A 22,568-nucleotide genomic window follows, 5' to 3' on the forward strand; every position below is an offset into this window, starting at 1 on the left:
TTCAGGAGAGGACAGCCCATGAAGGCCCATCAGACCATCCGCGCTCTTGCCCTGGCGTCCGTCGCCTGGAGCGGCTGCGTCGCGCTGCCGGCGCTGGCGCAGGACAGCGCGCCGGCTGCCGATACGGGCACCGACATCGTCGTCACCGCCCGCCGCCGCGAGGAAAGCCTGCTGAGCGTGCCGATCGCCGTCAGCGCCTTTTCGGGCGAGACGCTGGAGCGCAGCGGCGCGATCGACATTACCGACATTTCCAACGTCACCCCCAACACCACGCTGGAAAATTCGCGCGGCACCAATTCGACGCTGACCGCCTTCATCCGCGGCGTGGGCCAGCAGGACCCGGTGCCGGGGTTCGAGGCGGGGATCGGCCTCTATCTGGACGACGTCTATCTCAACCGCCCGCAGGCGTCGGTGCTGGATATCTACGATGTCGAGCGGATCGAAGTGCTGCGCGGGCCGCAGGGTACGCTTTATGGCCGCAACACGATCGGCGGGGCGATCAAATATGTCACCAGGTCGCTGCCCGACCAGTTCTCGCTCAAGCTGCGCGGCACCTATGGCAGCTATGACCAGGCCGACGGCGTCCTGACCGTCAGCACGCCGATCAGCGACCTGATCCGCGTCGGCGGGTCGGTGGCGCGGCTGTCGCGCGGCGGCTTCGGCGACAATCTCACGCTGGGCATCGAGAATTACAACAAGGATGTCTGGGCCGGGCGCGGCACGCTGGAGATTGGCGGCAACGGCCAGCCGGTGCTGATCCGCATCTCGGGCGACTATACCCGCGACAAGTCCAATGCCCGCAACGGCCATCGGCTGATCCCCGGCCTTATTTCCGGCGCGCCGGTGCTGGACGACGTCTATGATACCCGCGCCGGCCTCAACAATCCCAAGCAGGATGTGAAGGCCTATGGGCTGGCGATGAACATTACCGCCGAACTATCCGATCATTTCACGCTGCGGTCGATCAGCGCCTGGCGCAAGGATACCAGCTTCACGCCAATCGATTTCGACGCGCTGCCCGCGGTCGATGTCGACGTGCCGGCCGTCTATCGCAACGAGCAACTGAGCCAGGAATGGCAGCTTCTCTATGAAAGCGACCGGGTGAAGGGGCTGCTGGGCTTCTATTATCTCGACGCGAAGGCGGCGACGTCCTTCGACGTGCTGCTGGGCCTGACGGGCGCAACCATCGGCCTGCCGGGGTTGAATGGCTATACGGCGGGCGATGTGCGGACCGACACCTGGTCGGTGTTCGGCGACTTCACCTTCGACTTCACCGACCAGATCAGCCTGTCGGTCGGGGGGCGCTACACCAACGACAAGCGCTCGGCCTATATCCTCAAGCAAAACCGCATTAGCGGCACCTCGCCGGAATTTGGCGGCGCCGCCCCGATCGTGATCGCCACCGCGACCAATTTCCGCGGCGACCGCACCTTCAAGGAATTCACGCCGCGCGCGTCGCTGAGCTACAAGCCCGCGCCCGACCAGATGGTCTATGCCTCCTACTCCAAGGGGTTCAAGGGCGGCGGCTTCGACCCGCGCGGATCGGGCACGTCGGCGCCGGACAGCAATGGCGACGGGGTGCGCAGCTATCAGGAAATATACGACTTCCTCTCCTTCGACCCGGAAAAGGTCGACAGCTATGAAGTCGGCTATAAGGGGTCGTTGTTCGACCGCCGCCTGAGCCTGAGCGTCGCGGGTTTCTACGCCAACTATAGCGACGTGCAGATTCCCGGATCGGTTGGCTGCACCGTGGGCGGGGTGCAGAGCTTCTGCGGCATCACCACCAATGCGGCCAAGGCACATATCAAGGGGATCGAGGCGGAAGCCAACGCCCTGCTGGCGCGCGACTTCGCCGGGGCCGGGTCCAGCCTGCGCTTCGTGGGCGCTCTTGGCTATGTCGATGCGCAATATAAGCGCTTCATCGGTCCGGCGGGGAACGATGTTTCGGACATCCGCACCTTCCAGAATACGCCCAAATGGACGGTGTCGGGCACGCTGAGCGGCGGCGTGGCGATGGCGGGCGGGTCGCTCGACCTGTCGACCACCCTGTCCTATCGCAGCCTGACCCACCAGTTCGAAGTGCCGATCCCGGCGCTCGACCAGCCGGGCTATGCGCTGTGGGACGCCAGCATCGTGTGGATGTCGGCCGACGATCATTATTCGCTGGGGCTGCACGGCAAGAACCTGACCGACAAGCAGTATATCACGTCGGGCTATAACTATCAGTCGGCCACCGGCGTCTCGACGCTGGGCCGGGAAGGCGTGCTGACCGCCTTCTACGGCAATCCGCGACAGGTCTTCGTGACGGGGACGGTGAAATTCTGATCCTCGTCCAATCCCTCCGGTTCGGTTCGCGCTTGTCGAGAACCCACGCACAACGCTTCTCGACAAGCGCGAACTGAACGGGGATGGGTGAAAGCCTTATGACCGACCGATCCACCTCTGCCGCCGCGCCTGCCTCCCCCGCCTATCGTGGCATCGTGCTGGCGATGTTGCTGCTCGTCTATACGTTCAACTTTCTCGACCGGCAGATACTGGGCATCCTGGCCGGGCCGATCAAGGCGGAGCTGGGGCTGAGCGATACGCAGCTCGGCGCGCTGGGCGGGATCGCCTTTGCCTTGCTCTATTCGACGCTGGCGATCCCGCTGGCGTTGCTGGCGGACCGGACCAGCCGGACCTGGGTCATCACCGTGTCGCTCGCCATCTGGAGCGGCTTCACCGCGCTGTGCGGGATCGCGAGCAGCTTCACCCAGATGTTCCTGTTCCGCATCGGGGTGGGCGTGGGGGAGGCGGGCGGCGTCGCGCCCTCCTACGCCGTGATCAGCGACTATTTTCCCGCGCATCAGCGGGCGCGGGCGCTGTCCATCTATTCGCTCGGCATTCCGCTGGGGTCGGCCGGTGGCGTGCTGCTGGGCGGCTATATCGCGCAGGCGGTGGAGTGGCGCACGGCGTTCATCGCGGTGGGGATCATGGGCATCCTGATCGCGCCGGTCTTTCGGCTGGTGGTGCGCGAACCGGCGCGGCCGGTGCAGGCGGCCGATGCGGTGCCGGTGTCGGCGGTGTTCGGCATATTGGCGGCCAAGCGCAGCTTCTGGTTCCTGGCGCTGGGCGCGGCGTGCAGTTCGATGTGCGGCTATGGCGTGGCCTTCTGGCTGCCCAGCCTGCTGATGCGCAGCTTTGGCCTGGACATATTGGGGGCGGGGCAGTTTCTGGGTGGATTGCTGCTGATCGGCGGGGTGGCGGGCGTGCTGCTGGGCGGCTGGCTGGGCGACGCCATGGGTGGCAAGGACAAGGCCTATTATGCCTGGGTGCCGGCGGTCAGCTATGTTGTGGGGATGCCGCTGTTCGTGGTGGGCGTGCTGTCGGGCAGCGTCGGTTTCGCCTTCGCGCTGTTCCTGATCCCGCAGGCTCTGGTCTATGTCTGGCTGGGGCCGGTGCTGACCGCGGTCCAGCATCTCGTCCCCGCCCATATGCGGGCGAGTGCGGCGGCGAGCTTCCTGTTGATCAACAATCTGGTCGGGCTGGGGCTGGGGTCGTGGAGCGTGGGCGCGCTGTCGGATGCGCTGACGCCGACCTATGGGGCGGAGGCGCTGCGCTATGCGATCGTCGCGGCGCTGGGCTTCTACCTGCTCGCCGGACTGTTCATGGCGCTGGCGGGCAAGGCGCTGCGCAAGGATTGGGTGGCGGCGTAACGCCACATCCTGTTCGGGCTTCGACTTCGCTCAGCCATGCCCTTCGACAAGCGCAGGGCGAACGGAAAAGACGTGGGTGCAGCGGAGGTCGGGCCACCGTTTGAGACAGGGAGTGCGACGGTTGCAGCGATAGGATGGCTTTCGTGAATGGGCAGAAGCAATGGCGCCATTCATGATTTTTGTGCACTAGTAGATATGTGGTGTGTTCCCGCGAAGGCGGGAACCCAGCTCTGCCGTCGGAACTGGGCTCCCGCCTTCGCGGGAGCACGTTGTTTTTTAACGCTCTTTCGTCGCGCTGAACTTCACCTTGGGGTGGCGTTCCTGCTGGTAGCCGATGTCCCACGCGCTGCGGGCCATGAAGACGAGGTTGCCGTCGCGGTCCTTGGCCATGTTGCTGACATTATGGCCGACCAGTTCCTTGACCGCCGCGTCGTCGCCGCTGATCCAGCGGGCGGTGTCGAAGGGCGACTGTTCGAGGCCTGCTGCGACCTTATATTCGGCCTCCAGGCGGGAAATCAGCACTTCGAGCTGAAGCTGGCCGACGACGCCAACGATCCAGTTGCTGCCGATTTCGGGATAGAAGACCTGGATCACGCCCTCTTCGGACAGGTCGTCCAGCGCCTTGCGCAATTGCTTGGTCTTGGTCGGGTCTTTGAGCTGGACGCGGCGCAGGATTTCGGGTGCGAAATTGGGCAGGCCGGTGAAGCGCAGGCCGGGCTTTTCGGACAGGGTGTCGCCCACGCGCAGCGCGCCATGATTGGGGATGCCGATGATGTCGCCGGGAAAGGCTTCGTCCGCCAGTTCGCGGTCCTGCGCGAAGAAGAGGATCGGTGAGTGGACGGCGAGCGGCTTGCCCGATCCGCTGGGGGTCAGCTTCATGCCGCGTTTGAACTTGCCCGAGACGAGGCGCATGAAGGCGATGCGGTCGCGGTGCATCGGGTCCATATTGGCCTGCACCTTGAAGATGAAGCCGGTGACTTCGTTGTTTTCCGGCTCGATCGCGGCGGGTTCGGCCGGTTGGGCGCGCGGCGGCGGGGCGTGCTGGCCGAGCGCGTCGATCAGTTCGGTGACGCCGAACAGCTTCAATGCGGACCCGAAATAGACCGGGGTCAGGTCGCCTGCGCGATAGCGGTCGAGATCGAAATGGGCATAGCCGCCCTGCGCCAGTTCGGCTTCCTCGCGCAGTTTTTCCAGCGCGTGGGGCGAGAGATGATCGGCCAGTTTCGGATCGTCCAGGCCGCTGAACTGGTGGCGGGTGCCGTCAAATTCCTTGGACGGGCCGGTGGGCTGCATCAGGCGGTTGGTGGCGAAGTCGTAGATACCTTCGAACTCGCCGCCCATGCCGGCGGGCCAGCTCATCGGGCAGACGTCGAGCTGGAGCTGGTCGGCGACCTCGTCCAGCAGGCCGAAGGTTTCGCGGCCTTCGCGATCGACCTTGTTGACGAAGGTGATGATGGGGACGTTGCGCAGGCGGCAGACTTCGAACAGCTTGCGGGTCTGCGGCTCGATCCCCTTGGCGGCGTCGATCACCATGACGGCGGAATCGACGGCGGTCAGGGTGCGATAGGTGTCTTCCGAAAAATCTTCATGGCCCGGCGTGTCGAGCAGGTTGAAGGTGATCGTCTCGCCATCGCGGGTGCGTTCGAACGTCATGACCGAGGAGGTGACGGAGATGCCGCGCTGCTGCTCGATCTTCATCCAGTCGGAGCGGGCGCGGCGGTTCGCGCCGCGCGCCTTGACTTCGCCCGCGAGATGGATGGCGCCGCCTTCCAGCAGCAGCTTTTCGGTGAGCGTGGTTTTGCCGGCGTCCGGGTGGGAAATGATCGCGAAGGTGCGGCGGGATGGAATGGTCATGATGATTTTCTAACCGAAATAAATAAACCCGTTCGGGCTGAGCGAAGTCGAAGCCTGCCACTGAGCGGAGCGAAGTGCCTTCACTTCGTTCAGGCGTGCCCTTCGACTTCGCTCAGGGCGAACGGAAACTGAAAAGCGCCCGTTACACGTCCACCAACGTCACGTCCATGCGGAAGGATCGGCTGTCGCCGGGCAGCAGGCACAATATGCCCTGCTTGTCCCAGACATCGCCGGTAAAGCCTACAAGGTCGGCCATGCCGGCCCAGGGTTCGACGCACAGATAATGGGCGCCCGGTTTCTGCCACAGGCCGAGCCAGGGGGTGTCGGGGAAATCGATCTTGAGGTGCGGCTGGCCGGCTACGCCCCAGGTTAGGGAGCGGCTGGCGAGGTCGTCCCAGATCAGGGCGTCGCCTTCGAATAGGGCGTGGGTGGGGATGAGCGTGTCGCCCTCCACTGGGGATGGGAAGCTTTCGCGGGCAATGAGGCCGGGTTCATGGCCGACCTTGCGGATCGGGGCGGGTTCGGGCTGCTCGAAGACGATGCGGTGATCCTCCGCCGCGCCGCCATAGGGCAGCGGCCAGGCGAAGGCGGGGTGGTAGCCGAAGCTGAACGGCATGACCGTTTCGCCCCGGTTCGTGACGGTCGCGGTCATGCATAGCGTCGCGCCTTCGATGGCAAAGGCCATGTCGAGGCGGAAGTCGAAGGGATAGGCGGCGCGCGTCGCGCTGTCCGCTTCCAGCCGCAGGAACAGCCGGTCGTCGTCCTGCTCGACGACTAGGAAGGGGTTGCGGCGCGCGAAGCCGTGCTGGGGCATCGGATAATCCTGCCCGTCCAGCCGATAGACGTCGCCGCGCGACCGGCCGACGAAGGGGAAGAGCAAGGGGGCGTGGCCGGTCCACCAGCGCGGGTCGGCGTCGGTCATCAATTCGCGCCCGGCGGCGTCCTTGAGCGACCAGAGTTCCGCGCCCAGGGGATCGATGGCGGCGGAGAGCGCGGACGAGGCGATGGTGCAGCGCGCGTCGGATCGGGACAAGAAGCATCTCCTGCGGGATGGAGCCTGCCGCATAGCGCGGGGGCGGCGACTTGTCTTGCGCCACAATCGTTTCGGTCCGGAACCGACATGGCGCGTCGCTGGTTTGACAAACCGGGAGGACGACCATGAAATTGACGACCATGACTATTGCCCTGACCATGTTGGTGCCGGGCGCGGCGCTGGCCCAGGCGCCGGCGAAACCGGAGCAGGCCAAGCAGGAAGCGGCCAGGCAGGAGGCGGCTGGGCAGGAACCGGAAAAGCGCCGCGACGGCACGCTGGACAAGGCCGGCAACATCGCCACCCAGCCGGCGCGCGACATCGGCCTGGACAAGGACGAGATTCCGCCCGTGCTGCTGAAAGCGGTGGAAAATCCCTATGCCGCCCCGCCGTCGCGCACGTGCAAGGGGCTGAAGGCGTCGCTCGCCGAACTCAACGCCGTGCTGGGCGAGGATTTTACCGTCGGCGCGAAGGCGAACGAGAATCGGACCGGCAAGATCGCCGAGGCGGTCGGCAAGACGATCGTCAATTCGCTCATCCCGTTCCGCGGGCTGGTGCGCGAGATCAGCGGCGCGGCCCCGGCCGAGCGGCGCTTGCAGGCGGCGGTGACGGCGGGCGTCGCGCGGCGCGGCTATCTGCGCGGGCAGGCGGCGGCCAAGGGGTGCAAGGTCACGAGCTGATCGACATTCCGCCCAGGCGGGCCTGCAAAGCGGGTTCCGCTTTCTGCATTTGCCCCTATATGGGCGGCCATGACCGACCAGCCCCATCTCGCCGATCTCCAGGAAGACTATGCATTTCTGGACGCGGACGATCGCTATCGCCTGCTGATCGACCTGGGGCGCGGGCTGGAGGATATGCCCGACGCGCTCAAGACCGACGCGACCCTGGTGCGCGGCTGTTCGGCGGCGGTGTGGGTCTATCCCACCGTCCTCGATGATGGCCGGCTGCATTTCCTGGCGGACAGCAATGCCGCGATCACCAAGGGGATCATCGCGCTGGTGCTGCTGACCGTGCAGGACCGCGCGCCGGCCGAGATCGCGGCGGCGGACATAGAGGGCGCGCTGGCGCCGTTCGATCTCAAGAATCAACTCAGTTCCAACCGCACCCAAGGCATTCCCAACATGATCGCGCTGATCCGCGATACGGCCGCCCGTTACACCGCTTAAGGAAACTCCCGGCCGGTTCAGACATTGTCCTTCCGTAACCATATCGGAAGGACAGGACGCAATGCGCGCCATCATGATGATCGCAGCCGTCGCCACGCTGGCGGCCTGCGGCGACAAGACATCCAAGGAACCGACCCAGCGCGAGCAGATCGGCCAGGTCTGGAAATATGAGGGCGGCGAGGGCGGCAAGCCCAAGGTCGCCTATATCGGCAGCGCCAACAGCGTGCAGACGATGACCGCGCCCGACACTTTCTCGGTCCTGCTGGTCCAGCCGCTCAAGGAAGGCGGCGCGGACGTAACGGTCAAGCTGGTCGGCGCGCCCTTCACCTGCGACCTGTCGGATTGCCGGATCACGGCCACCACCGACGACGGCAAGCGCCACGAATGGCAGGGGCGGATGGCGACCAATGACGACGGTATCGCGATCGCGCCATCGCAGGGGGCCTATGATGTGATCAGGAAGGCCAAGAGCGTGAAGGTCGACCTGGTGGTGGACGGCAAGGCGCAGACCGCGCCGTTCGACTTCAACGTCGCGGGGCTGGATTTGAAGGGGTGATCCGTCATTGCGAACGGAGCAGGCCGAAGGCCGGCTTTACTCCTGCAACGAAACCCCCGGACTGCGCGGGTCGGCGGCGCCGACCCAGTGGCCGTCGGCCATGCGTTCGGCGGCATTGGCCTTGAGGCCCATGCGGTTGACGCTGACGCGGTGGCCCAGTTTCTCCAGCGGCGCTTTCATGGCTTCGAGCGAGGTGCCCTGTTCCAGCACCAGCCCGTCGCCGTTGAAGAAGAGGAGGCCGTGCGCGATCGAATCCTGCGCGGACAGGCCCCAGTCGAAATGCGCGATCAGCGCCTTGGCGACCTGCATGATGATGGTCTTGCCGCCCGCCGCGCCGACGGTGAAGATCGGCGTGCCCTTGTCGTCATAGACGATGGTCGGCGACATGGAGGAGAGGGGGCGCTTGCCCGCCTCCACCCGGTTGGCGACCGGCTTGCCGTCCTTTTCGGGCGTGAAGCTGAAATCGGTCAGTTCATTGTTCAGGATCACGCCATTGGCGATCAGCTGGCTGCCGAAGAAGCTTTCGATCGTGGAGGTCCAGGCGGCGATGTCGCCATTGCGATCCACCGCGACGAAATGGCTGGTGCCGCTTTCGGGCTGGGGCAGCGACGCGGTGCGCGGCCGGGCGCCGGGGGGCGTACCGGGCTTGTAGACATTCAATGCTTTGTTCAGGCGGATGAGCGACGAGCGCTGTTTCAGATAGGTGGGATCGATCATGCCGCTGACCGGCACCGACACGAAATCGGGATCGCCCAGCCATGTGTCGCGATCGGCATAGGCCAGTTGCATCGCTTCGCCGATGACATGCCAGCTACGTGGATCGTCCTTGCCCCATTGGGCGAGCGGGAAGCGTTCGACCATGCCGAGAATCTCCAGCACGGTGACGCCACCGGCCGACGCCGGCCCCATGCCGCAGACGGTATAGGCGCGATAATGACCGCAGACCGGCCTGCGCGGCTTGGCCTGATAGCCGGCCAGATCCGCTTCCGTCATCGGCACCGGATTCTTGGGCGCATGGGTGACGGCCTGGCTGATGAGGCGGGCGTTTTCGCCGGTGTAGAAGGCGTCCGGGCCTTCCGCCGCGATCCGCTTGAACAGGGCGGCGAGCGGCAGGTTTTTGAGGTGGGTGCCGACGGGCGGCGGGGCGCCGTCGATCCAGAAGGCTTTCTGGATTTCGGGGAAGTCGGCCCAGATGCTCTGGGTCGCGCGCAGCGCTGTGGCGGTGCGTTCGCCCAGGTCGAAGCCATCCTGCGCGTAGCGGATCGCGGGCGCGAACAGATCGGCCCAGGGCAGCTTGCCCCATTTCTTGTGCGCGTCCCACGCCATGCGCAGATTGCCCGGCACGCCGGCCGAATAGCCGCCCGGCCAGGCCTGCATGAAGGGCAGGGGCTTGCCGTCCGGTCCCATGAAGCGATCCGGCCGGGCAGCGGCCGGCGCGGTTTCGCGCCCATCGATCGATTCCAGCAGGCCGGTCGCGCCGTCATGATGCATCAGGAATCCACCGCCGCCGATGCCGCTATTATGCGGTTCCACGACGTTCAACGTCAGCATCATCGCGATCGCGGCATCGGTCGCGCTGCCGCCCCTGCGCAATATCTCCTGCCCCGCCTGCGCCGCGCGCGGATCGGCGGCGGACACGGTGGCGTTGGTCGACACCGGCTCGCGGGCGAGGGCGGACGCGGGGATGAGGGCGAGGAGGGCGAGCGGGGCCAGCAGGCCGGGAAGGCGGGAGATCATGGCCGTCACCCTAGCCATAAGGTTGCGCGCGGCAACCCTTTGTGGCGGTTCTGGGCGGTCGCGATCAACAACAGCCGGCTCGTCCAGACCGACTTTCGCGATAGCAGACAGGCGATACAGGCGTTAGCATCGGCATATGGACAGCATAGATACACTCGCGGACGCATATGCCCTGGCCGTCTACGAGAAAGACGAGGCCGCTTTCCTGTCCTTATACGACATGGACGTGCTTGTCTTCGATGCATGGGGGCCATGGTCTTATGAAGGCCGGGATGCATGGGCGGCCATGGTGCGGGACTGGTTTGCATCGCTGGGCGAAGAGCGCGTCAAAGTCACATTCACGCCGGAGAAGAGTCTGGTCGGGGACGACTGGGCCGTCTGGTGCGCCACGACGCGCTACGCCGCCGTCGCGCCATCGGGCGAAGAATTGCGCGCGCTGGAAAACAGGACGAGCTGGTCCCTTCGGCGTCGGGACGGTCGGTGGCGCATCGTGCATGAACATTCGTCCGGCCCGGCGGATTTCGAGACGCTCAAAGTGACGCTGCATCGCCCCTGACGCGATCCTATTGCACGTCGACCCCGATCGCCTCGCCGATCGTTTTCACGCCATCCCGCGCCATCAGCGCCTTCAGCCCGGCATTGATCCGTTTCGCGAGATACGGCCCTTCATAGACCAGCGCGCTGTAGAGCTGGACCAGCGAGGCGCCGGCGCGGAGGCGGGCATAGGCCTGTTCCGCATTGGCGATGCCGCCCACGCCGATCAGGGGCAGGCGGGTGCCGGTGAGGCGGCGAAAGTCCTTGAGCCGCGCCAGCGACAGGCCGGTCAGCGGCGCGCCGGACAGGCCGCCCGCTTCGCTAGCCTGGGCCGATCGCAGCGCGGGGCGGGTGATGGTGGTGTTGGAAACGATCAGCGCATCGACCCGATGGTCGATACAGGCGGCGGCGATATCCTCGACATCGGCTGGCTCCAGATCGGGCGCGACTTTCAGGAAGATCGGCGTCGTTCCCGCGCCCCGCGCGGCCATCACCGCCGAGAGCAGATCGTCGAGCGCCGCCCGGCCCTGCAACGCGCGCAGGCCCGGCGTGTTGGGGGAGGAGATGTTGACGGTCAGATAGTCGGCCAGCGGCGCCATGCAGGTGACGCCGGTCGCATAGTCGGCGATGCCGCGCCCGGCCGCGGTCGCATCCTTGTTCGCGCCGATATTGATGCCGATCACCGGGCCGCCGCTCTCCACCGGCCGGCGATAGCGCGCGATCCGGTCCGCCGCGGCGCCCTGGCCGCCATTGTTGAAGCCGAAGCGGTTGATGACGGCGCGGTCCTCGACCAGGCGGAACAGGCGCGGCTGGGGATTGCCCGGCTGGGCCAGCGGGGTCAGCGTGCCCAGTTCGGCGAATCCGAAGCCCAGCCCGTGCATCTTGTGGGCGATGCGTCCGTCCTTGTCATAGCCCGCGGCCAGGCCGACCGGATTGGGAAAGCGGATTCCCGCCACCACCGACTCCAGCATCGCGTCGGGCGCCAGCGGCGCGGGCGTCGGCATCAGCCGCAGCGCGGCGATCGAGAGATGGTGGGCGCGCTCGGCATCCAGGGCGAACAGCAGCGGGCGGATCAGGCGATAGGACATGGCCCGCCTATGCCAGCGGACCCTTCGTCCGTCGAGTCACTGTGGCCATGGGGCAACAGCGGAGGGTTCGGGTTATTTCATGACAAGAAACGTCATGAATGAGACCGTTTGCGCGCCGAAAATGTCCGTTTCATCCAATAAAGTTGCTGTGATTCGGGCGTAAAGCCGCCTTGCGACCCGAAGGCTCTCTGGCCTATGGCCAATGAGACCTTTTACTGACCCGGCGGTGCAAACCGCCGGGTCATTTTTTTGGGCTTCGGCTGCTAGCTGTCGAAAAACTTTACAATTTTTCCGTCCGGCCGCTTGCGCCGCGCCCGTGTTGGCGCATAGTGACCGGCAGGGGTGAAAAAATGGGGTCGCATCACAGCGATAATGTGGCGCACGCAGTCGCGTTGCCGGATGACCGCGGACCGCTGTCCTATACGGTCGACGCCGCGCAGGGGCCTGTCCGGCTGCGCTATTTCGCACCGCCTGCGCATCTGCGCGCCTATTTCGGATCGCTCTATTATTTCACCGTCGCGGCCGATCGCTATGCCGACTTCACCCGCGCCGACGTGCCGCAGTTGCGGCTGATGCTGGAGGGTGGCGGCGACTATCATTTCCAGGACGGAACCGTGATGGCGACGCCCGACGTCTGCCTGCTGGGGCCGACCATGGGCGCGACTCGATTCGAAGTCGACCGGCCGTTGCGGGTGATGGGCATTTCCCTGCTGCCCGCCGGCTGGCTGGCGCTGCACGGCGGCGACGCCAGCGCGCTGGCGGACGGGCTGTGCGATCTCGCGGCCGAACGGGGCGACGTCTATGCCCGGCTGCTGGACAGGTTGCGCGCGCTGGGCGACGATGCCGACGCGATGGCCGCGCTGTGCTGGAGCGAACTGGGGCGGCTGACGCGACCGCTGCGCCCCGCGACGTGGGAATTGCTGGCGGCGATCGACGCCTGGCTGATGGACGAAGGATCGCCGCGGATCGAGGTGCTGGCCGAAACCACCGGCCTGTCGCCGCGCCAGCTCGCTCGCCTTGCCAATAAATATTATGGCGCGGCGCCCAAGCTGCTGGCGCGCAAATATCGGGCCCTGCGCTGTTCCGCGCGCATCGCGCTGGACGGAGTGAGCTGGCAGCAGCTTTGCGAGGAGGGCGGCTTTTACGACCAGTCGCACTTCATCCGGGAGATCAAGCATTTCATCGGCCTTACGCCGCACCAGTTGCAGACCGAGCCGTCCGCGGTGGCGCAACTGACGTTGTTGCGCCGCTCGCTGGGCGGCGACGTGGCGGTGCTGAATCGCCTGAGTTAAGGTCGGCCAAGCAAAATTGCCTTGATTATCGGCGCTCGGCGGACCACATGCGGCCAATCGGATGGAATCAGTCCGATTTGAGAATGGTTCGCAATTGATATGAAATTATCGAGCTTTGCCGACTATGCGGTCGTGTTGATGTCCGCCGCCGCGCGCCATTGCGGCCACGCTGGGCTTGCCCCGGCGGAATCGCAGCGCGTAGCGAAGATGAACGCGACCACATTGAGCGCCGAAACCGGCATTCCGCTGCCCACCGCTCAGAAGCTGGTGAGCCGGCTGTCGGCGGCCGGGTTGCTCGAATCGAGCCGCGGCACGGGCGGCGGCGTGCGGCTGTCGCGCCCGCCCGCCACGATCACGCTGGCCGACGTGGTGGAGGCGGTCGAAGGGCCGATCGCCATGACCGCCTGCAACGAGCAGGGCGCGCATGACTGCAATCTGGAAACCGACTGCCGCATCCGCCCGCATATGAACGTGGCCAATGAAGCGATCCGATCCGCCCTTGCCGGCGTCACCATCGCCAGCCTTAGCAGAGAAATGGCATGACAGAACAAGCAACCACCGTTCAATTCTATTCTGGCCGTAACGCCGAAGCGCAGGAGGCGGCCGATCGCGCCTCCACCTACGAACATGGCTGGTCGTCGGCGATCGAACAGGATTTCGCGCCCAAGGGGCTGAACGAGGATACGGTCCGCTTCATTTCCGCCAAGAAGAAGGAGCCGCAATGGCTGCTCGACTGGCGGCTGAAGGCGTTCGCCATGTGGAAGACGATGACGCCGCCGGACTGGGCGAAGCTCAACGTCCCGCCGATCGACTATCAGGACGCCTATTATTACGCCGAGCCGAAGAAGAAGGTGGAGCTGGACAGCCTGGACGAGGTCGATCCGGAGATATTGGCGACCTACAAGAAGCTGGGCATTCCCATCGCCGAACAGGAAGTGCTGGCAGGGGTGAAGGGGTCGCGCCGGGTCGCGGTGGATGCGGTGTTCGACAGCGTGTCGGTCGCCACGACCTTCCGCAAGGAGCTGGAGGAAGCGGGGGTCATCTTCCGCTCGATCAGCGAGGCGGTGCGCGAATATCCCGACCTGATCCGCAAATGGCTGGGCAAGGTCGTGCCGATGCATGACAATTATTTCGCGACATTGAACTGTGCGGTCTTTTCCGATGGGACGTTCGTTTATATCCCCAAGGGGGTGCGTTGCCCGATGGAATTGTCCACCTATTTTCGCATCAATGCGGAGAATACGGGGCAGTTCGAGCGGACTCTGATCGTCGCGGACGAGGGCAGCTATGTCTCTTATCTGGAAGGCTGCACGGCGCCGATGCGCGACGAGAATCAGTTGCACGCGGCCGTCGTCGAACTGGTCGCGCTGGACGATGCGGAGATCAAATATTCGACCGTCCAGAACTGGTATCCCGGCGACGCCGACGGCAAGGGCGGCATCTATAATTTCGTGACCAAGCGGGCGCTGTGTCAGGGCAGGAACAGCAAGGTGTCGTGGACGCAGGTCGAGACGGGGTCCGCGATCACCTGGAAATATCCGTCCTGTGTGCTGAATGGTGAGAATAGCGTGGGCGAGTTCTACTCGGTGGCGCTGACCAACAACAGGCAGCAGGCCGACACCGGCACCAAGATGATCCATAACGGCAAGGGGTCGCGCTCGACCATCGTGTCGAAGGGGATCAGCGCCGGGCGGTCGAACAACACCTATCGCGGGCTGGTGCGCGTGGCGCCGGGGGCGGAGGGCGTACGCAACTTCACGCAGTGCGACAGCCTGCTGCTGGGGGACCAGTGCGGCGCGCATACCGTGCCCTATATCGAGGTGCGCAATCCGAGCGCGCAGATCGAGCATGAGGCGACGACGTCAAAGATTTCCGACGACCAGCTTTTCTATGCGATGCAGCGCGGGCTGGATGCGGAGAGCGCGGTGTCGCTGATCGTGAACGGCTTCGCGCGCGAAGTGCTGCAGCAGTTGCCGATGGAGTTTGCGGTGGAAGCGCAGAAACTGCTGGGGATTTCGCTGGAGGGGTCGGTGGGGTGACGGACGAATTGCATGCAGTGACTGCCCGACTTGCTGAACTTAAGCGACAGGGTGGTGCCGAAGTGGAGGCGCATGTCCATTGCGCCAATCATCGGCAGGAATTGGAAGCCAGCAATATCGCTGGCTGCTTCTACTGCTGCACGAGTTTCCCTGCTGCCCGGATAAACGATTGGGTTGATGATGGCGGCACGGCAATGTGCCCTGAGTGCGGTATTGATTCTGTGATCGGCGATGCTTCCGGTTTCCCGATTTCGGATGAGGCATTTCTCAAGCGGATGCACAGCATCTGGTTTTGACGATCGATGAATTTGAGAATTTGAAGGACGGAAACTTGAGCGACGAAGACGATATTCAGGATGCCCTCGCGGATTTTGCGGAGGATGTCGGCAATGGCCAGTCATGGACCGCCGCGATCCGGATCCTGACCGAGGATTATGAGCTGGAAGAGGGCGAGCTGGAGCCGCGTGCGCGCGCCGATTTCGGCGACCTCGACGCCTATGAGGCGCAGAGTCGCGCGGCGCTGGAGGCCGGCGACGTCGCCTTCACCGAGAAGCTGCGCAAGGACAAGGCGTTCCACAAGGCGAAGGCGCCCAACCTGGCCCGCATGGGGCCGGTCAGCGAATTCGTCGTCGCGCTGCTGGAAAAGGGCGCGCCGGAGCCGGATGCCGACTGGTGGCCCTATATGCCGATCAAGCGGCATATCGACACGCTGTTCCCCGCGCCGGGCGACGTGCGCGACATGGCGTTCTGGACCGCGCGGACGCTCGAGCGGGCGCATAAGGGGTAAGAGATGCTGACGATCGACAATCTGACCAACGAAATCGACGGCAAGGCGATCCTGAAGGGATTGTCGCTGACCATCAACGCGGGCGAAATCCATGCGATCATGGGGCCGAATGGCGCGGGCAAGTCGACGCTCGCCTATACGCTGGGCGGGCGACCGGGCTATGATGTGACCGGCGGCACGGCGACGTTCGAGGGTGCGGACCTGTTCGAACTGGAGCCGCATGAACGCGCCGCCGCCGGGCTGTTCCTGGGCTTCCAATATCCGGTCGAGATTCCCGGCGTTTCCAACCTGCAATTCCTGCGCGAAAGCCTCAATAGCCAGCGCCGCGCGCGGGGCGAGAAGGAATTGAACGGCGGCGAGTTCATCCGCCTCGCCAAGGAAAAGGCCGCGCTGCTGGGCCTCGACATGGAAATGCTCAAGCGGCCGGTGAATGTCGGCTTTTCGGGTGGCGAGAAGAAGCGCGCCGAAATGGTGCAGATGGGCATCCTCGACCCCAGGCTCGCCATCCTCGACGAGACGGACTCCGGCCTCGACATCGACGCATTGAAGATCGTGGGCGCGGGGATCAACGCGATCATGCGCAAGAGCGACAAGGCCGTGCTGCTCATCACCCATTATCAGCGGCTGCTCGACTATGTGAAGCCGGACTTCGTCCATGTGCTGGCGGCCGGCCGGATCGTGAAGTCGGGCGGGCCGGAACTGGCGCTGGAGCTGGAACGGGAAGGCTATGCCGAGGTGGTGGCGGCGTGAGCAATGCAATACAACAGCCGTTCGTTTCGAGCCCTTCGACTGCCTGCCAAGGCAGGCGCTCAGGACAGGCCAAGGTCGAGAAACGCAGGCGCAGCGCTAGCCGCTTCTCGGCTTCGCTCGAAGCGAACGGAGGCGGGGAATGACTGTGCTCGCTCTCCCCACGCGCAAGGACGAAGACTGGCGCTATAGCGATGTCGAGGCTGTCGCCGCGATTTGGCCGACGCCCGCGCCGATGCGGATCGACGTGGCCGAAGGCGATACGGCGCGTCATCATCTGGTGCAGGACGCGGCGGATGGGACGGCGGCGGTGCATGACTATGTCATTACCATCGCCGACGGGGCGCGGTGCGATTTCCATGTGTTGAATATCGGCGGCAAGCTGGGGCGTGTGACCTTCACCGTGACCCTCGGCAGCAAGGCGCATTTCGAGCTCAATGGCGCGATATTGGGCGGCGGCGACCAGACGCTGGAGATCATCACCAGCGTCACCCATGCCAAGCCCGATTCGACCAGCGGCCAGACGATCCGGTCGATCCTGGGGCAGCGTGCGACCGGCAGCTATCTGGGCAGCATCAATGTCGCGCGCGATGCGCAGCGCACCGATGCCTTCCAGTCGATCAAGGCGATGCTGCTGGACCGGACGGCGACGGCGAACGCCAAGCCGGAGCTGGAAATCTTCGCCGACGACGTGAAATGCGCCCATGGCGCGACCGTGGGCGAACTGGACAAGACGGCGCTCTTCTACATGGCGAGCCGGGGCATGGACCCGGCGACGGCCAAGACGCTGCTGCTGCGCTCCTTCGTCGCGGGCGTGTTCGACGACGTCGCGGACGAGGCGGTCAAGGATGTGCTGGAAGCGGCCGCGATCGCCAAGCTGGAGGCCCTGGTATGACCGATCTGGCCCAGACTTTGCGGCTGCGGGACGATTTCCCCGGTGTCGGGGACTGGCACTATCTCGATAGCGCCGCCACCGCGCAAAAGCCCAACGCCGTGATCGACGCGATCGCGCGCGCCTATGGCCCGGACTATGCGACGGTGCATCGCGGCGTGTACGAGCGGTCGGCCAATATGACGCTCGCCTATGAAGCGGCGCGGCGGAAGGTGGCGGGCTTCATCGGCGCGGCGAGCGACGGGGAAATCGTCTATGTCCGCGGCGCGACCGAGGGGATCAACCTGGTCGCGCAATGCTGGGCCGGGACGCAGCTCAAGGCGGGCGACCGCATCCTGCTGTCCACGCTGGAGCATCACAGCAATATCGTGCCGTGGCAGATCGTCGCGGAGAAAGTCGGCGCGGCGATCGACGTCGTGCCGCTGACGCAGGACGGCAAGATCGACCTCGACGCGATGCGCGCGATGATTACGCCGCAGCACCGGATGGTCGCGCTGGCCCATGTGTCCAACGTGCTGGGCAGCGTGCTGGACGTGCGCCGCGCTGCCGACATCGCCCATATGGTGGGCGCGAAGATATTGATCGACGGCTGCCAGGCGGTGCCGCGGCTGGCGATCGACGTGGCTGCGATGGACTGCGATTTCTACGTCTTTTCCGCGCACAAACTCTATGGCCCGACCGGCATCGGCGTGCTGTGGGGGCGGGCCGAACTGCTGGACGCCATGCCCCCCTATCAGGGCGGCGGATCGATGATCGACAAGGTGACGTTCGAAAAGACCACCTACGCGCCCGCGCCGACCCGGTTCGAGGCGGGGACGCCGCACATCACCGGCGTCGTCGGGCTTTCGGCGGCGATCGACTATGTACAGGGCATCGGGCTGGACAGGGTCCACGCCCATGAGTGCGCGCTGGTGGCCAAGGCGCGGGCGGCGCTGGAGAATATCAACAGCGTCCGCCTGTTCGGTCCGGACGACAGCGCGGGAATCCTCTCTTTCGAGGTGGAGGGGGTGCATCCGCACGATGTCGGCACCATATTGGACGAAACGGGCGTCGCGATCCGGGCCGGCCATCATTGCGCACAGCCGCTGATGCGGCATCTGGGCGTCGAGGCGACCGCACGGGCCAGCTTCGGCATCTATAGCGACGAAAGCGACGTGGATGCGCTGGTGCGCGGACTTGAACGGGTAAGGAAAATCTTCGGATGAGCGAAGAGCATAAGATCATGATCGAGGAAGTCGAGGCGGTCGAAACCCCGCCCAAGGCGCGCGTCGAAGAGGCCGCGGATGCGGCGCCGCGCCAGCGCGACTATCTGGACGGCTTCCTGTCCGCCAAGCCCAGCGACGTGCCGGCCGGCGAACCGGGGGGCGATCTATATGACGCGATCATCGAGGCGCTGAAGGAGATTTTCGATCCGGAAATCCCGGTCAACATCTATGATCTGGGCCTGATCTACGGGGTCGACGTGACGGACGATGGCCATGCCGTCGTCACCATGACGCTGACGACGCCGCATTGCCCGGTCGCCGAATCCATGCCGGGCGAAGTCGAACTGCGTGTCGGCGCGGTGCCGGGCGTGGGCGATGCGCAGGTCAATCTGGTCTGGGATCCGCCATGGGACCCGCAGAAGATGAGCGACGAGGCGAAGCTGGAACTGGGGATGCTCTGATGACCGACGTGCAGACCAAGACCCGCGCGCGCCCCGCCGCCGTCATCCTGACGCCGACGTCGCAGGCGCGCATCGCCGAACTGATGCGCCAAGCGCCCGAGGGCGCGATCGGGGTCAAGCTCTCCACCCCCAAGCGCGGCTGTTCGGGCCTGGCCTATTCGGTCGACTATGTGTCGGAAGAGACGACGTTCGACGAGAAGATCGAGACGCCGGGCGGGGTGCTCTATATCGACGGCGCGTCGGTGCTGTACCTGATCGGATCGACGATGGACTGGGTGGAGGATGATTTCACCGCCGGTTTCGTCTTCAACAACCCCAACGCCAAGGGCAGTTGCGGCTGTGGCGAGAGCTTCACGGTCTAGGGCGTAACAGCCGAACGGAGGTGGGTTGTAATGCCGCATCTGCTCGTCCTCGGCATGGGCTATACCGCCGCTCGGCTGGCCGGTCGCCTGCGTGGGGAAGGGTGGCGGGTTACCGGCGTCAGGCGTCACGCCGCCTCGGATATCCTCGCCTTCGATGACGAGCCCGCCGTCCGCGCCGCCATCGCCGGCGCGACCCACATTCTCTCCTCCGTCCCGCCCGAAGGAGGCGTGGACCCCGTGCTGATCCGCTATGGCCAGGCCATCGCCGCCGCGCCGGCGTTGTGGACCGGCTATTTGTCGTCCACCGGCGTCTATGGCGATGCGGCCGGCGCCTGGGTGGATGAGGCCAGCCCGGTGGGGCAGGGGCGGCGCACCGCGCGGGCCGCCGCCGACGCCGACTGGGGGGCGCTGCGTCCCGACATGCGCCGCTTTCGCCTGCCGGGCATCTATGGGCCGGGGCGATCGGCGCTGGACCGGGTGCGCGAGGGGAAGGCGCATCGCATCGCCCTGCCCGATCAGGTCTTCAGCCGCGTCCATGTGGATGACATCGTCGCCGGGGCGATCGCCAGCTTCGATGGACCGCCCGGCGTCTATAATCTGGCCGACGACCTGCCCTGCGCGCAGAATGACGTGATCGAGGCGGCCTGCGACCTGCTGGGCCGGCCCTGGCCGCCGCTCCAGACCATGGGGGAGGCCGCCCTGTCGCCGATGGCGCGCGGCTTCTATGCCGAAAATCGCCGCGTCGCCAATGGACGGGCGAAGCGGCTGCTGGGCTGGGCGCCGCTCTATCCGACCTACCGCCAGGGGTTGCGCGCCTGCCTGTAAGGCGGGTCGGCGCATGGTTTACGCCTTGTTAACCGGATCACGCGAAGACGGGATCGTCATTCAGCGAGGACGATCCCATGACCCGTATCGACAAGGCCTTTTCCGCGCTCAGCGACCGGATGCAGCATCTGTCCGCGCCCGGTCGCCCCGCGACTTCGCCCGAATCGGTCGCCAGCCTGCTCGCCAAGGTCGATGCCGCCACGCGGCGCTACCAGCCGGGGGCGATGCGCTAGCGCGCGCTGCGTTTAATCGAACGCGGGCCGGACGCTCTGGTTTTTTGTTTTCGCATCGTTTTTAGCGGAAAACCGATCCCTGCTTTTCCGCACGATGCGCTAAGCCGCCTTCGAGCGCAGCGCGATGCCCATCCCCGCGATCGCCAGCAGCGCGCCGACGATCGCCAGCGCGCTCCAGCGATAGCCCTCCGCCACGGTCGAGATCAGCATCGCGATCACCGGGATCAGCACGCTGGTATAGGCGGCGCGGCCCGCGCCCATGCGCTGGATCAGGGTGAAGTAGAGCGGGAAGGTCACGACCGACCCGGCGATCCCCAGCCAGCCTATGCCCAGCACATAGCCCCACCGCATGTCGAACTGCGGCGGGCCGACGGTGGCCCAGGCGAAGAGCGCGTCCACCCCGGCGCCGATCAGCATCGCCCAGGCCAGCACCGCCACCATCGGCAGCCGCCGGGCGATGTCCATCCCCTGCATGACATTGGCGGCCGAGGCGCTCATCAGGCCGGCGAGCGAGAAGGCCGCGCCCAGCAGCACCATGTCGGGCCGAGCTATATCGTTTTGCATTGGGGCGGCATGATATTCGTGCAGCAGCATGAGTATGATGCCCGTCACCGCGACCAGCGACCCGCCGATGAAGGCGCGGCTTACCGACACCCGGAAGATCAGCCAGGCGAGGATCGAATTGGGGATCAGCAGCATCGCATAGACGACCGCGACCACGCCGGAGGTCAGATAATGTTCCGCCCGATAGACGAAGTTGAAGTTCAGGACGAACTGCGCCACGCCCAGCAGCGCAGCGTAGAGCAGGCCCGCCCCGCCGATATTGAGCGACACGCCGCGCAGTCGGGCGAAGGCGGCCATGGCGATGCCGGCGAGCAGGAAACGGTAGCAGACCGACCAACTGGCCGGGACCGAGCCGATCTGGTCTCGGATCACGATCCAGGTCGAACTCCAGATCAGCGTGACGAGGATGAAAGGCAGGATGACGCCGTTCGATCTGCTCTCAGCCATCGGTGAGCGCCTTGAGCGCCTGCGCCAGCGGCGCGACGCTGGCCGCGTCCTGCGCCCAGTTGGTGACCAGCCGCGCCGCGCCCTCGCCCCAGTCGTAGAAATCGAAGCCCTGCGCGCGCAACAGGGCGGCCTCGTCGGCGGACAGGCGGATGAACAGTTCGTTCGCCTGCACCGGGTGGAGCAGGCGGCCGGCGGCGCCACCGGCAAGCGCCCGCGCCGCCGCATTGGCCGCGCGGGCATTGGCCAGCCACAGATCGCCCTCGACCATCGCCAAAATCTGGGCGGCGAGATAGCGGCCCTTGGAGAAGAGATGCCCCGACCGCTTGCGCCAGCGCTTCGCTTCGGCCGCGCGCGCTGCGGCCTGTTCGCCGAAGAAGAGCAGCGCCTCGCCGATCATGCCGCCATTTTTGACGCAGCCGAAGCTGAGCGCATCCACCCCCGCGCGCCAGGTGACGTCGGCGGGCGCGCAGCCCAGATGCGCGACCGCATTGGCGAAGCGCGCCCCATCCATGTGAAAGCCCAGGCCATGCGCCCTGGCCAGTTCGCCCAGCGCCGCGACTTCGTCCGGGCTGTAGACCAGACCATATTCGGTGGCGTTGGTGATGCTGATCGCGCGGGCCGGCACCTGATGCACGTCGGGACGGATCGCCTTCAGCCGGTCGGCGACGATGTCCGGCGTCAGCTTCGCGCCTTCGCCGGGGAGCGGCATCAGCGTCGCGCCATGGGTGAAGAAGCCCGGCGCGCCGCATTCATCGACGACGATATGCGCTTCCTCATGGCAGATCACGCCGCCATAGGGCGGACAGAGGCACGCCAGCGCGATGCTGTTCGCCGCCGTGCCGGTCGCGATCCACAGCGCATGGACCGGGGTGCTGACCGGGGTGTCGAACAGGGCGCTGAACGCCCCGTCCAGCCGTGCGCTCCAGGCGTCGCCATCATAGCCATGGTCGGCCTGGTCGGCCGCGGCGATGGCCGCCATCACGGCGGGGCTGATGGGGGTGGCGTTGTCCGAGAAAAAATGCATGGCGCAAGCGATACAAGGACGTCGCGCGGGCGG

General features: G+C 65.6%; 24 protein-coding genes. 18 read left to right on the forward strand and 6 right to left on the reverse strand.

Annotated elements, in window-relative coordinates; genetic code table 11:
- Positions 1-18: 18 nt before the first annotated feature.
- Together SBA_RS04435 and SBA_RS04440 are read left to right on the forward strand one after the other, a co-directional pair.
- Positions 19-2,325 carry a TonB-dependent receptor gene (locus tag SBA_RS04435; protein ID WP_261936028.1) on the forward strand — a complete coding sequence of 769 codons (2,307 nt, stop codon included), beginning with the start codon at positions 19-21 and terminating at the stop codon, positions 2,323-2,325.
- A 98-nt stretch (positions 2,326-2,423) separates the two neighbouring features.
- Complete coding sequence (locus SBA_RS04440) at positions 2,424-3,692, forward strand: spinster family MFS transporter (protein ID WP_261936029.1); 1,269 nt, start codon at positions 2,424-2,426, stop codon at positions 3,690-3,692.
- Positions 3,693-3,968: 276 nt separating this feature from the next.
- Here the strand turns inward: SBA_RS04440 and SBA_RS04445 are convergent, their stop codons facing one another.
- Together SBA_RS04445 and SBA_RS04450 are read right to left on the reverse strand one after the other, a co-directional pair.
- Positions 3,969-5,546: a peptide chain release factor 3 gene (locus tag SBA_RS04445; protein ID WP_261936030.1), complete on the reverse strand. Its 1,578-nt coding sequence runs from the start codon at positions 5,544-5,546 to the stop codon at positions 3,969-3,971.
- Positions 5,547-5,688: 142 nt separating this feature from the next.
- Positions 5,689-6,579, reverse strand: a complete 891-nt coding sequence (locus SBA_RS04450; RefSeq protein ID WP_261936031.1) for an aldose 1-epimerase family protein — start codon at positions 6,577-6,579, stop codon at positions 5,689-5,691.
- Between the two features lie 125 nt (positions 6,580-6,704).
- On the opposite strand from SBA_RS04450, the gene SBA_RS04455 reads away from it, so the two are divergent.
- The 3 genes from SBA_RS04455 (at position 6,705) to SBA_RS04465 (ending at position 8,298) form a co-directional block, all read left to right on the forward strand.
- On the forward strand, positions 6,705-7,256 hold the full coding sequence (locus SBA_RS04455; RefSeq protein WP_224548221.1) for a hypothetical protein: 552 nt from the start codon (positions 6,705-6,707) through the stop codon (positions 7,254-7,256).
- A 69-nt stretch (positions 7,257-7,325) separates the two neighbouring features.
- Positions 7,326-7,742 (forward strand): SufE family protein, encoded by a 417-nt coding sequence (locus SBA_RS04460; RefSeq protein WP_261936032.1) that lies wholly within the window; start codon positions 7,326-7,328, stop codon positions 7,740-7,742.
- Positions 7,743-7,803: 61 nt separating this feature from the next.
- The gene (locus SBA_RS04465; RefSeq protein ID WP_261936033.1) at positions 7,804-8,298 is read left to right on the forward strand and encodes a hypothetical protein; all 495 of its coding nucleotides are present in this window, start codon (positions 7,804-7,806) and stop codon (positions 8,296-8,298) included.
- A 36-nt stretch (positions 8,299-8,334) separates the two neighbouring features.
- Here SBA_RS04465 and ggt read toward each other — a convergent pair whose 3' ends face one another.
- Positions 8,335-10,035 carry a gamma-glutamyltransferase gene (gene ggt / locus SBA_RS04470; RefSeq protein ID WP_261936034.1) on the reverse strand — a complete coding sequence of 567 codons (1,701 nt, stop codon included), beginning with the start codon at positions 10,033-10,035 and terminating at the stop codon, positions 8,335-8,337.
- 136 nt (positions 10,036-10,171) lie between these two features.
- Here ggt and SBA_RS04475 point away from each other — a divergent pair, with 136 nt between their 5' ends.
- Complete coding sequence (locus SBA_RS04475) at positions 10,172-10,591, forward strand: YybH family protein (protein WP_224548217.1); 420 nt, start codon at positions 10,172-10,174, stop codon at positions 10,589-10,591.
- A gap of 7 nt (positions 10,592-10,598) precedes the next feature.
- On the opposite strand, the gene SBA_RS04480 is transcribed toward SBA_RS04475, so the two are convergent.
- Positions 10,599-11,657, reverse strand: a complete 1,059-nt coding sequence (locus SBA_RS04480; protein ID WP_261936035.1) for a quinone-dependent dihydroorotate dehydrogenase — start codon at positions 11,655-11,657, stop codon at positions 10,599-10,601.
- Positions 11,658-12,007: 350 nt separating this feature from the next.
- On the opposite strand from SBA_RS04480, the gene SBA_RS04485 reads away from it, so the two are divergent.
- From SBA_RS04485 to SBA_RS04540, 12 genes are all read left to right on the forward strand, one after another.
- Positions 12,008-12,949 carry a helix-turn-helix domain-containing protein gene (locus tag SBA_RS04485; RefSeq protein ID WP_261936036.1) on the forward strand — a complete coding sequence of 314 codons (942 nt, stop codon included), beginning with the start codon at positions 12,008-12,010 and terminating at the stop codon, positions 12,947-12,949.
- Positions 12,950-13,048: 99 nt separating this feature from the next.
- On the forward strand, positions 13,049-13,492 hold the full coding sequence (locus tag SBA_RS04490; RefSeq protein WP_224548213.1) for an RrF2 family transcriptional regulator: 444 nt from the start codon (positions 13,049-13,051) through the stop codon (positions 13,490-13,492).
- Complete coding sequence (gene sufB / locus SBA_RS04495; RefSeq protein WP_261936037.1) at positions 13,489-14,988, forward strand: Fe-S cluster assembly protein SufB; 1,500 nt, start codon at positions 13,489-13,491, stop codon at positions 14,986-14,988. The genes SBA_RS04490 and sufB overlap by 4 nt, the downstream gene beginning before the upstream one ends.
- A complete protein-coding gene (locus SBA_RS04500) occupies positions 14,985-15,284 on the forward strand; it encodes a cytoplasmic protein (RefSeq protein ID WP_261936038.1) in 300 nt (99 codons plus the stop codon). The genes sufB and SBA_RS04500 overlap by 4 nt, the downstream gene beginning before the upstream one ends.
- Positions 15,285-15,319: 35 nt before the next feature.
- Positions 15,320-15,775: a hypothetical protein gene (locus tag SBA_RS04505; protein WP_261936039.1), complete on the forward strand. Its 456-nt coding sequence runs from the start codon at positions 15,320-15,322 to the stop codon at positions 15,773-15,775.
- A gap of 3 nt (positions 15,776-15,778) precedes the next feature.
- Positions 15,779-16,525 carry a Fe-S cluster assembly ATPase SufC gene (gene sufC / locus SBA_RS04510; RefSeq protein WP_224548208.1) on the forward strand — a complete coding sequence of 249 codons (747 nt, stop codon included), beginning with the start codon at positions 15,779-15,781 and terminating at the stop codon, positions 16,523-16,525.
- A 139-nt stretch (positions 16,526-16,664) separates the two neighbouring features.
- A complete protein-coding gene (locus tag SBA_RS04515; RefSeq protein WP_261936040.1) occupies positions 16,665-17,417 on the forward strand; it encodes a SufD family Fe-S cluster assembly protein in 753 nt (250 codons plus the stop codon).
- Entirely contained in the window at positions 17,414-18,619 is a 1,206-nt protein-coding gene (locus SBA_RS04520; protein WP_261936041.1) for an aminotransferase class V-fold PLP-dependent enzyme, read from the forward strand. Before SBA_RS04515 ends, SBA_RS04520 begins: the two co-directional genes overlap by 4 nt.
- A complete protein-coding gene (locus SBA_RS04525) occupies positions 18,616-19,080 on the forward strand; it encodes an SUF system Fe-S cluster assembly protein (protein ID WP_224548205.1) in 465 nt (154 codons plus the stop codon). The genes SBA_RS04520 and SBA_RS04525 overlap by 4 nt, the downstream gene beginning before the upstream one ends.
- Positions 19,080-19,442 (forward strand): HesB/IscA family protein, encoded by a 363-nt coding sequence (locus SBA_RS04530; protein ID WP_224548204.1) that lies wholly within the window; start codon positions 19,080-19,082, stop codon positions 19,440-19,442. The genes SBA_RS04525 and SBA_RS04530 overlap by 1 nt, the downstream gene beginning before the upstream one ends.
- A 30-nt stretch (positions 19,443-19,472) precedes the next feature.
- Positions 19,473-20,267, forward strand: a complete 795-nt coding sequence (locus SBA_RS04535; protein WP_261936042.1) for a Rossmann-fold NAD(P)-binding domain-containing protein — start codon at positions 19,473-19,475, stop codon at positions 20,265-20,267.
- 77 nt (positions 20,268-20,344) lie between these two features.
- A complete protein-coding gene (locus tag SBA_RS04540; RefSeq protein ID WP_261936043.1) occupies positions 20,345-20,500 on the forward strand; it encodes a hypothetical protein in 156 nt (51 codons plus the stop codon).
- 99 nt (positions 20,501-20,599) lie between these two features.
- On the opposite strand, the gene SBA_RS04545 is transcribed toward SBA_RS04540, so the two are convergent.
- Together SBA_RS04545 and SBA_RS04550 are read right to left on the reverse strand one after the other, a co-directional pair.
- Positions 20,600-21,511: a DMT family transporter gene (locus SBA_RS04545; RefSeq protein WP_224548201.1), complete on the reverse strand. Its 912-nt coding sequence runs from the start codon at positions 21,509-21,511 to the stop codon at positions 20,600-20,602.
- Complete coding sequence (locus SBA_RS04550) at positions 21,504-22,535, reverse strand: threonine aldolase family protein (protein WP_224548199.1); 1,032 nt, start codon at positions 22,533-22,535, stop codon at positions 21,504-21,506. The genes SBA_RS04545 and SBA_RS04550 overlap by 8 nt, the downstream gene beginning before the upstream one ends.
- Positions 22,536-22,568: the final 33 nt, after the last annotated feature.

Origin of the sequence: Sphingomonas bisphenolicum (assembly GCF_024349785.1) — a bacterium.
GTDB lineage: Bacteria > Pseudomonadota > Alphaproteobacteria > Sphingomonadales > Sphingomonadaceae > Sphingobium > Sphingobium bisphenolicum.

Bases quoted from the DNA above. Each gene is read 5' to 3' on its own strand.
- SBA_RS04435 (WP_261936028.1), top strand. From the start codon at position 19: ATGAAGGCCCATCAGACCATCCGCGCTCTTGCCCTGGCGTCCGTCGCC.
- SBA_RS04440 (WP_261936029.1), top strand. From the start codon at position 2,424: ATGACCGACCGATCCACCTCTGCCGCCGCGCCTGCCTCCCCCGCCTAT.
- SBA_RS04445 (WP_261936030.1), bottom strand. From the start codon at position 5,546: ATGACCATTCCATCCCGCCGCACCTTCGCGATCATTTCCCACCCGGAC.
- SBA_RS04455 (WP_224548221.1), top strand. From the start codon at position 6,705: ATGAAATTGACGACCATGACTATTGCCCTGACCATGTTGGTGCCGGGC.
- SBA_RS04460 (WP_261936032.1), top strand. From the start codon at position 7,326: ATGACCGACCAGCCCCATCTCGCCGATCTCCAGGAAGACTATGCATTT.
- SBA_RS04465 (WP_261936033.1), top strand. From the start codon at position 7,804: ATGCGCGCCATCATGATGATCGCAGCCGTCGCCACGCTGGCGGCCTGC.
- ggt (WP_261936034.1), bottom strand. From the start codon at position 10,035: ATGATCTCCCGCCTTCCCGGCCTGCTGGCCCCGCTCGCCCTCCTCGCC.
- SBA_RS04475 (WP_224548217.1), top strand. From the start codon at position 10,172: ATGGACAGCATAGATACACTCGCGGACGCATATGCCCTGGCCGTCTAC.
- SBA_RS04480 (WP_261936035.1), bottom strand. From the start codon at position 11,657: ATGTCCTATCGCCTGATCCGCCCGCTGCTGTTCGCCCTGGATGCCGAG.
- SBA_RS04485 (WP_261936036.1), top strand. From the start codon at position 12,008: ATGGGGTCGCATCACAGCGATAATGTGGCGCACGCAGTCGCGTTGCCG.
- SBA_RS04490 (WP_224548213.1), top strand. From the start codon at position 13,049: ATGAAATTATCGAGCTTTGCCGACTATGCGGTCGTGTTGATGTCCGCC.
- sufB (WP_261936037.1), top strand. From the start codon at position 13,489: ATGACAGAACAAGCAACCACCGTTCAATTCTATTCTGGCCGTAACGCC.
- sufC (WP_224548208.1), top strand. From the start codon at position 15,779: ATGCTGACGATCGACAATCTGACCAACGAAATCGACGGCAAGGCGATC.
- SBA_RS04515 (WP_261936040.1), top strand. From the start codon at position 16,665: ATGACTGTGCTCGCTCTCCCCACGCGCAAGGACGAAGACTGGCGCTAT.
- SBA_RS04520 (WP_261936041.1), top strand. From the start codon at position 17,414: ATGACCGATCTGGCCCAGACTTTGCGGCTGCGGGACGATTTCCCCGGT.
- SBA_RS04525 (WP_224548205.1), top strand. From the start codon at position 18,616: ATGAGCGAAGAGCATAAGATCATGATCGAGGAAGTCGAGGCGGTCGAA.
- SBA_RS04530 (WP_224548204.1), top strand. From the start codon at position 19,080: ATGACCGACGTGCAGACCAAGACCCGCGCGCGCCCCGCCGCCGTCATC.
- SBA_RS04535 (WP_261936042.1), top strand. From the start codon at position 19,473: ATGCCGCATCTGCTCGTCCTCGGCATGGGCTATACCGCCGCTCGGCTG.
- SBA_RS04540 (WP_261936043.1), top strand. From the start codon at position 20,345: ATGACCCGTATCGACAAGGCCTTTTCCGCGCTCAGCGACCGGATGCAG.
- SBA_RS04545 (WP_224548201.1), bottom strand. From the start codon at position 21,511: ATGGCTGAGAGCAGATCGAACGGCGTCATCCTGCCTTTCATCCTCGTC.
- SBA_RS04550 (WP_224548199.1), bottom strand. From the start codon at position 22,535: ATGCATTTTTTCTCGGACAACGCCACCCCCATCAGCCCCGCCGTGATG.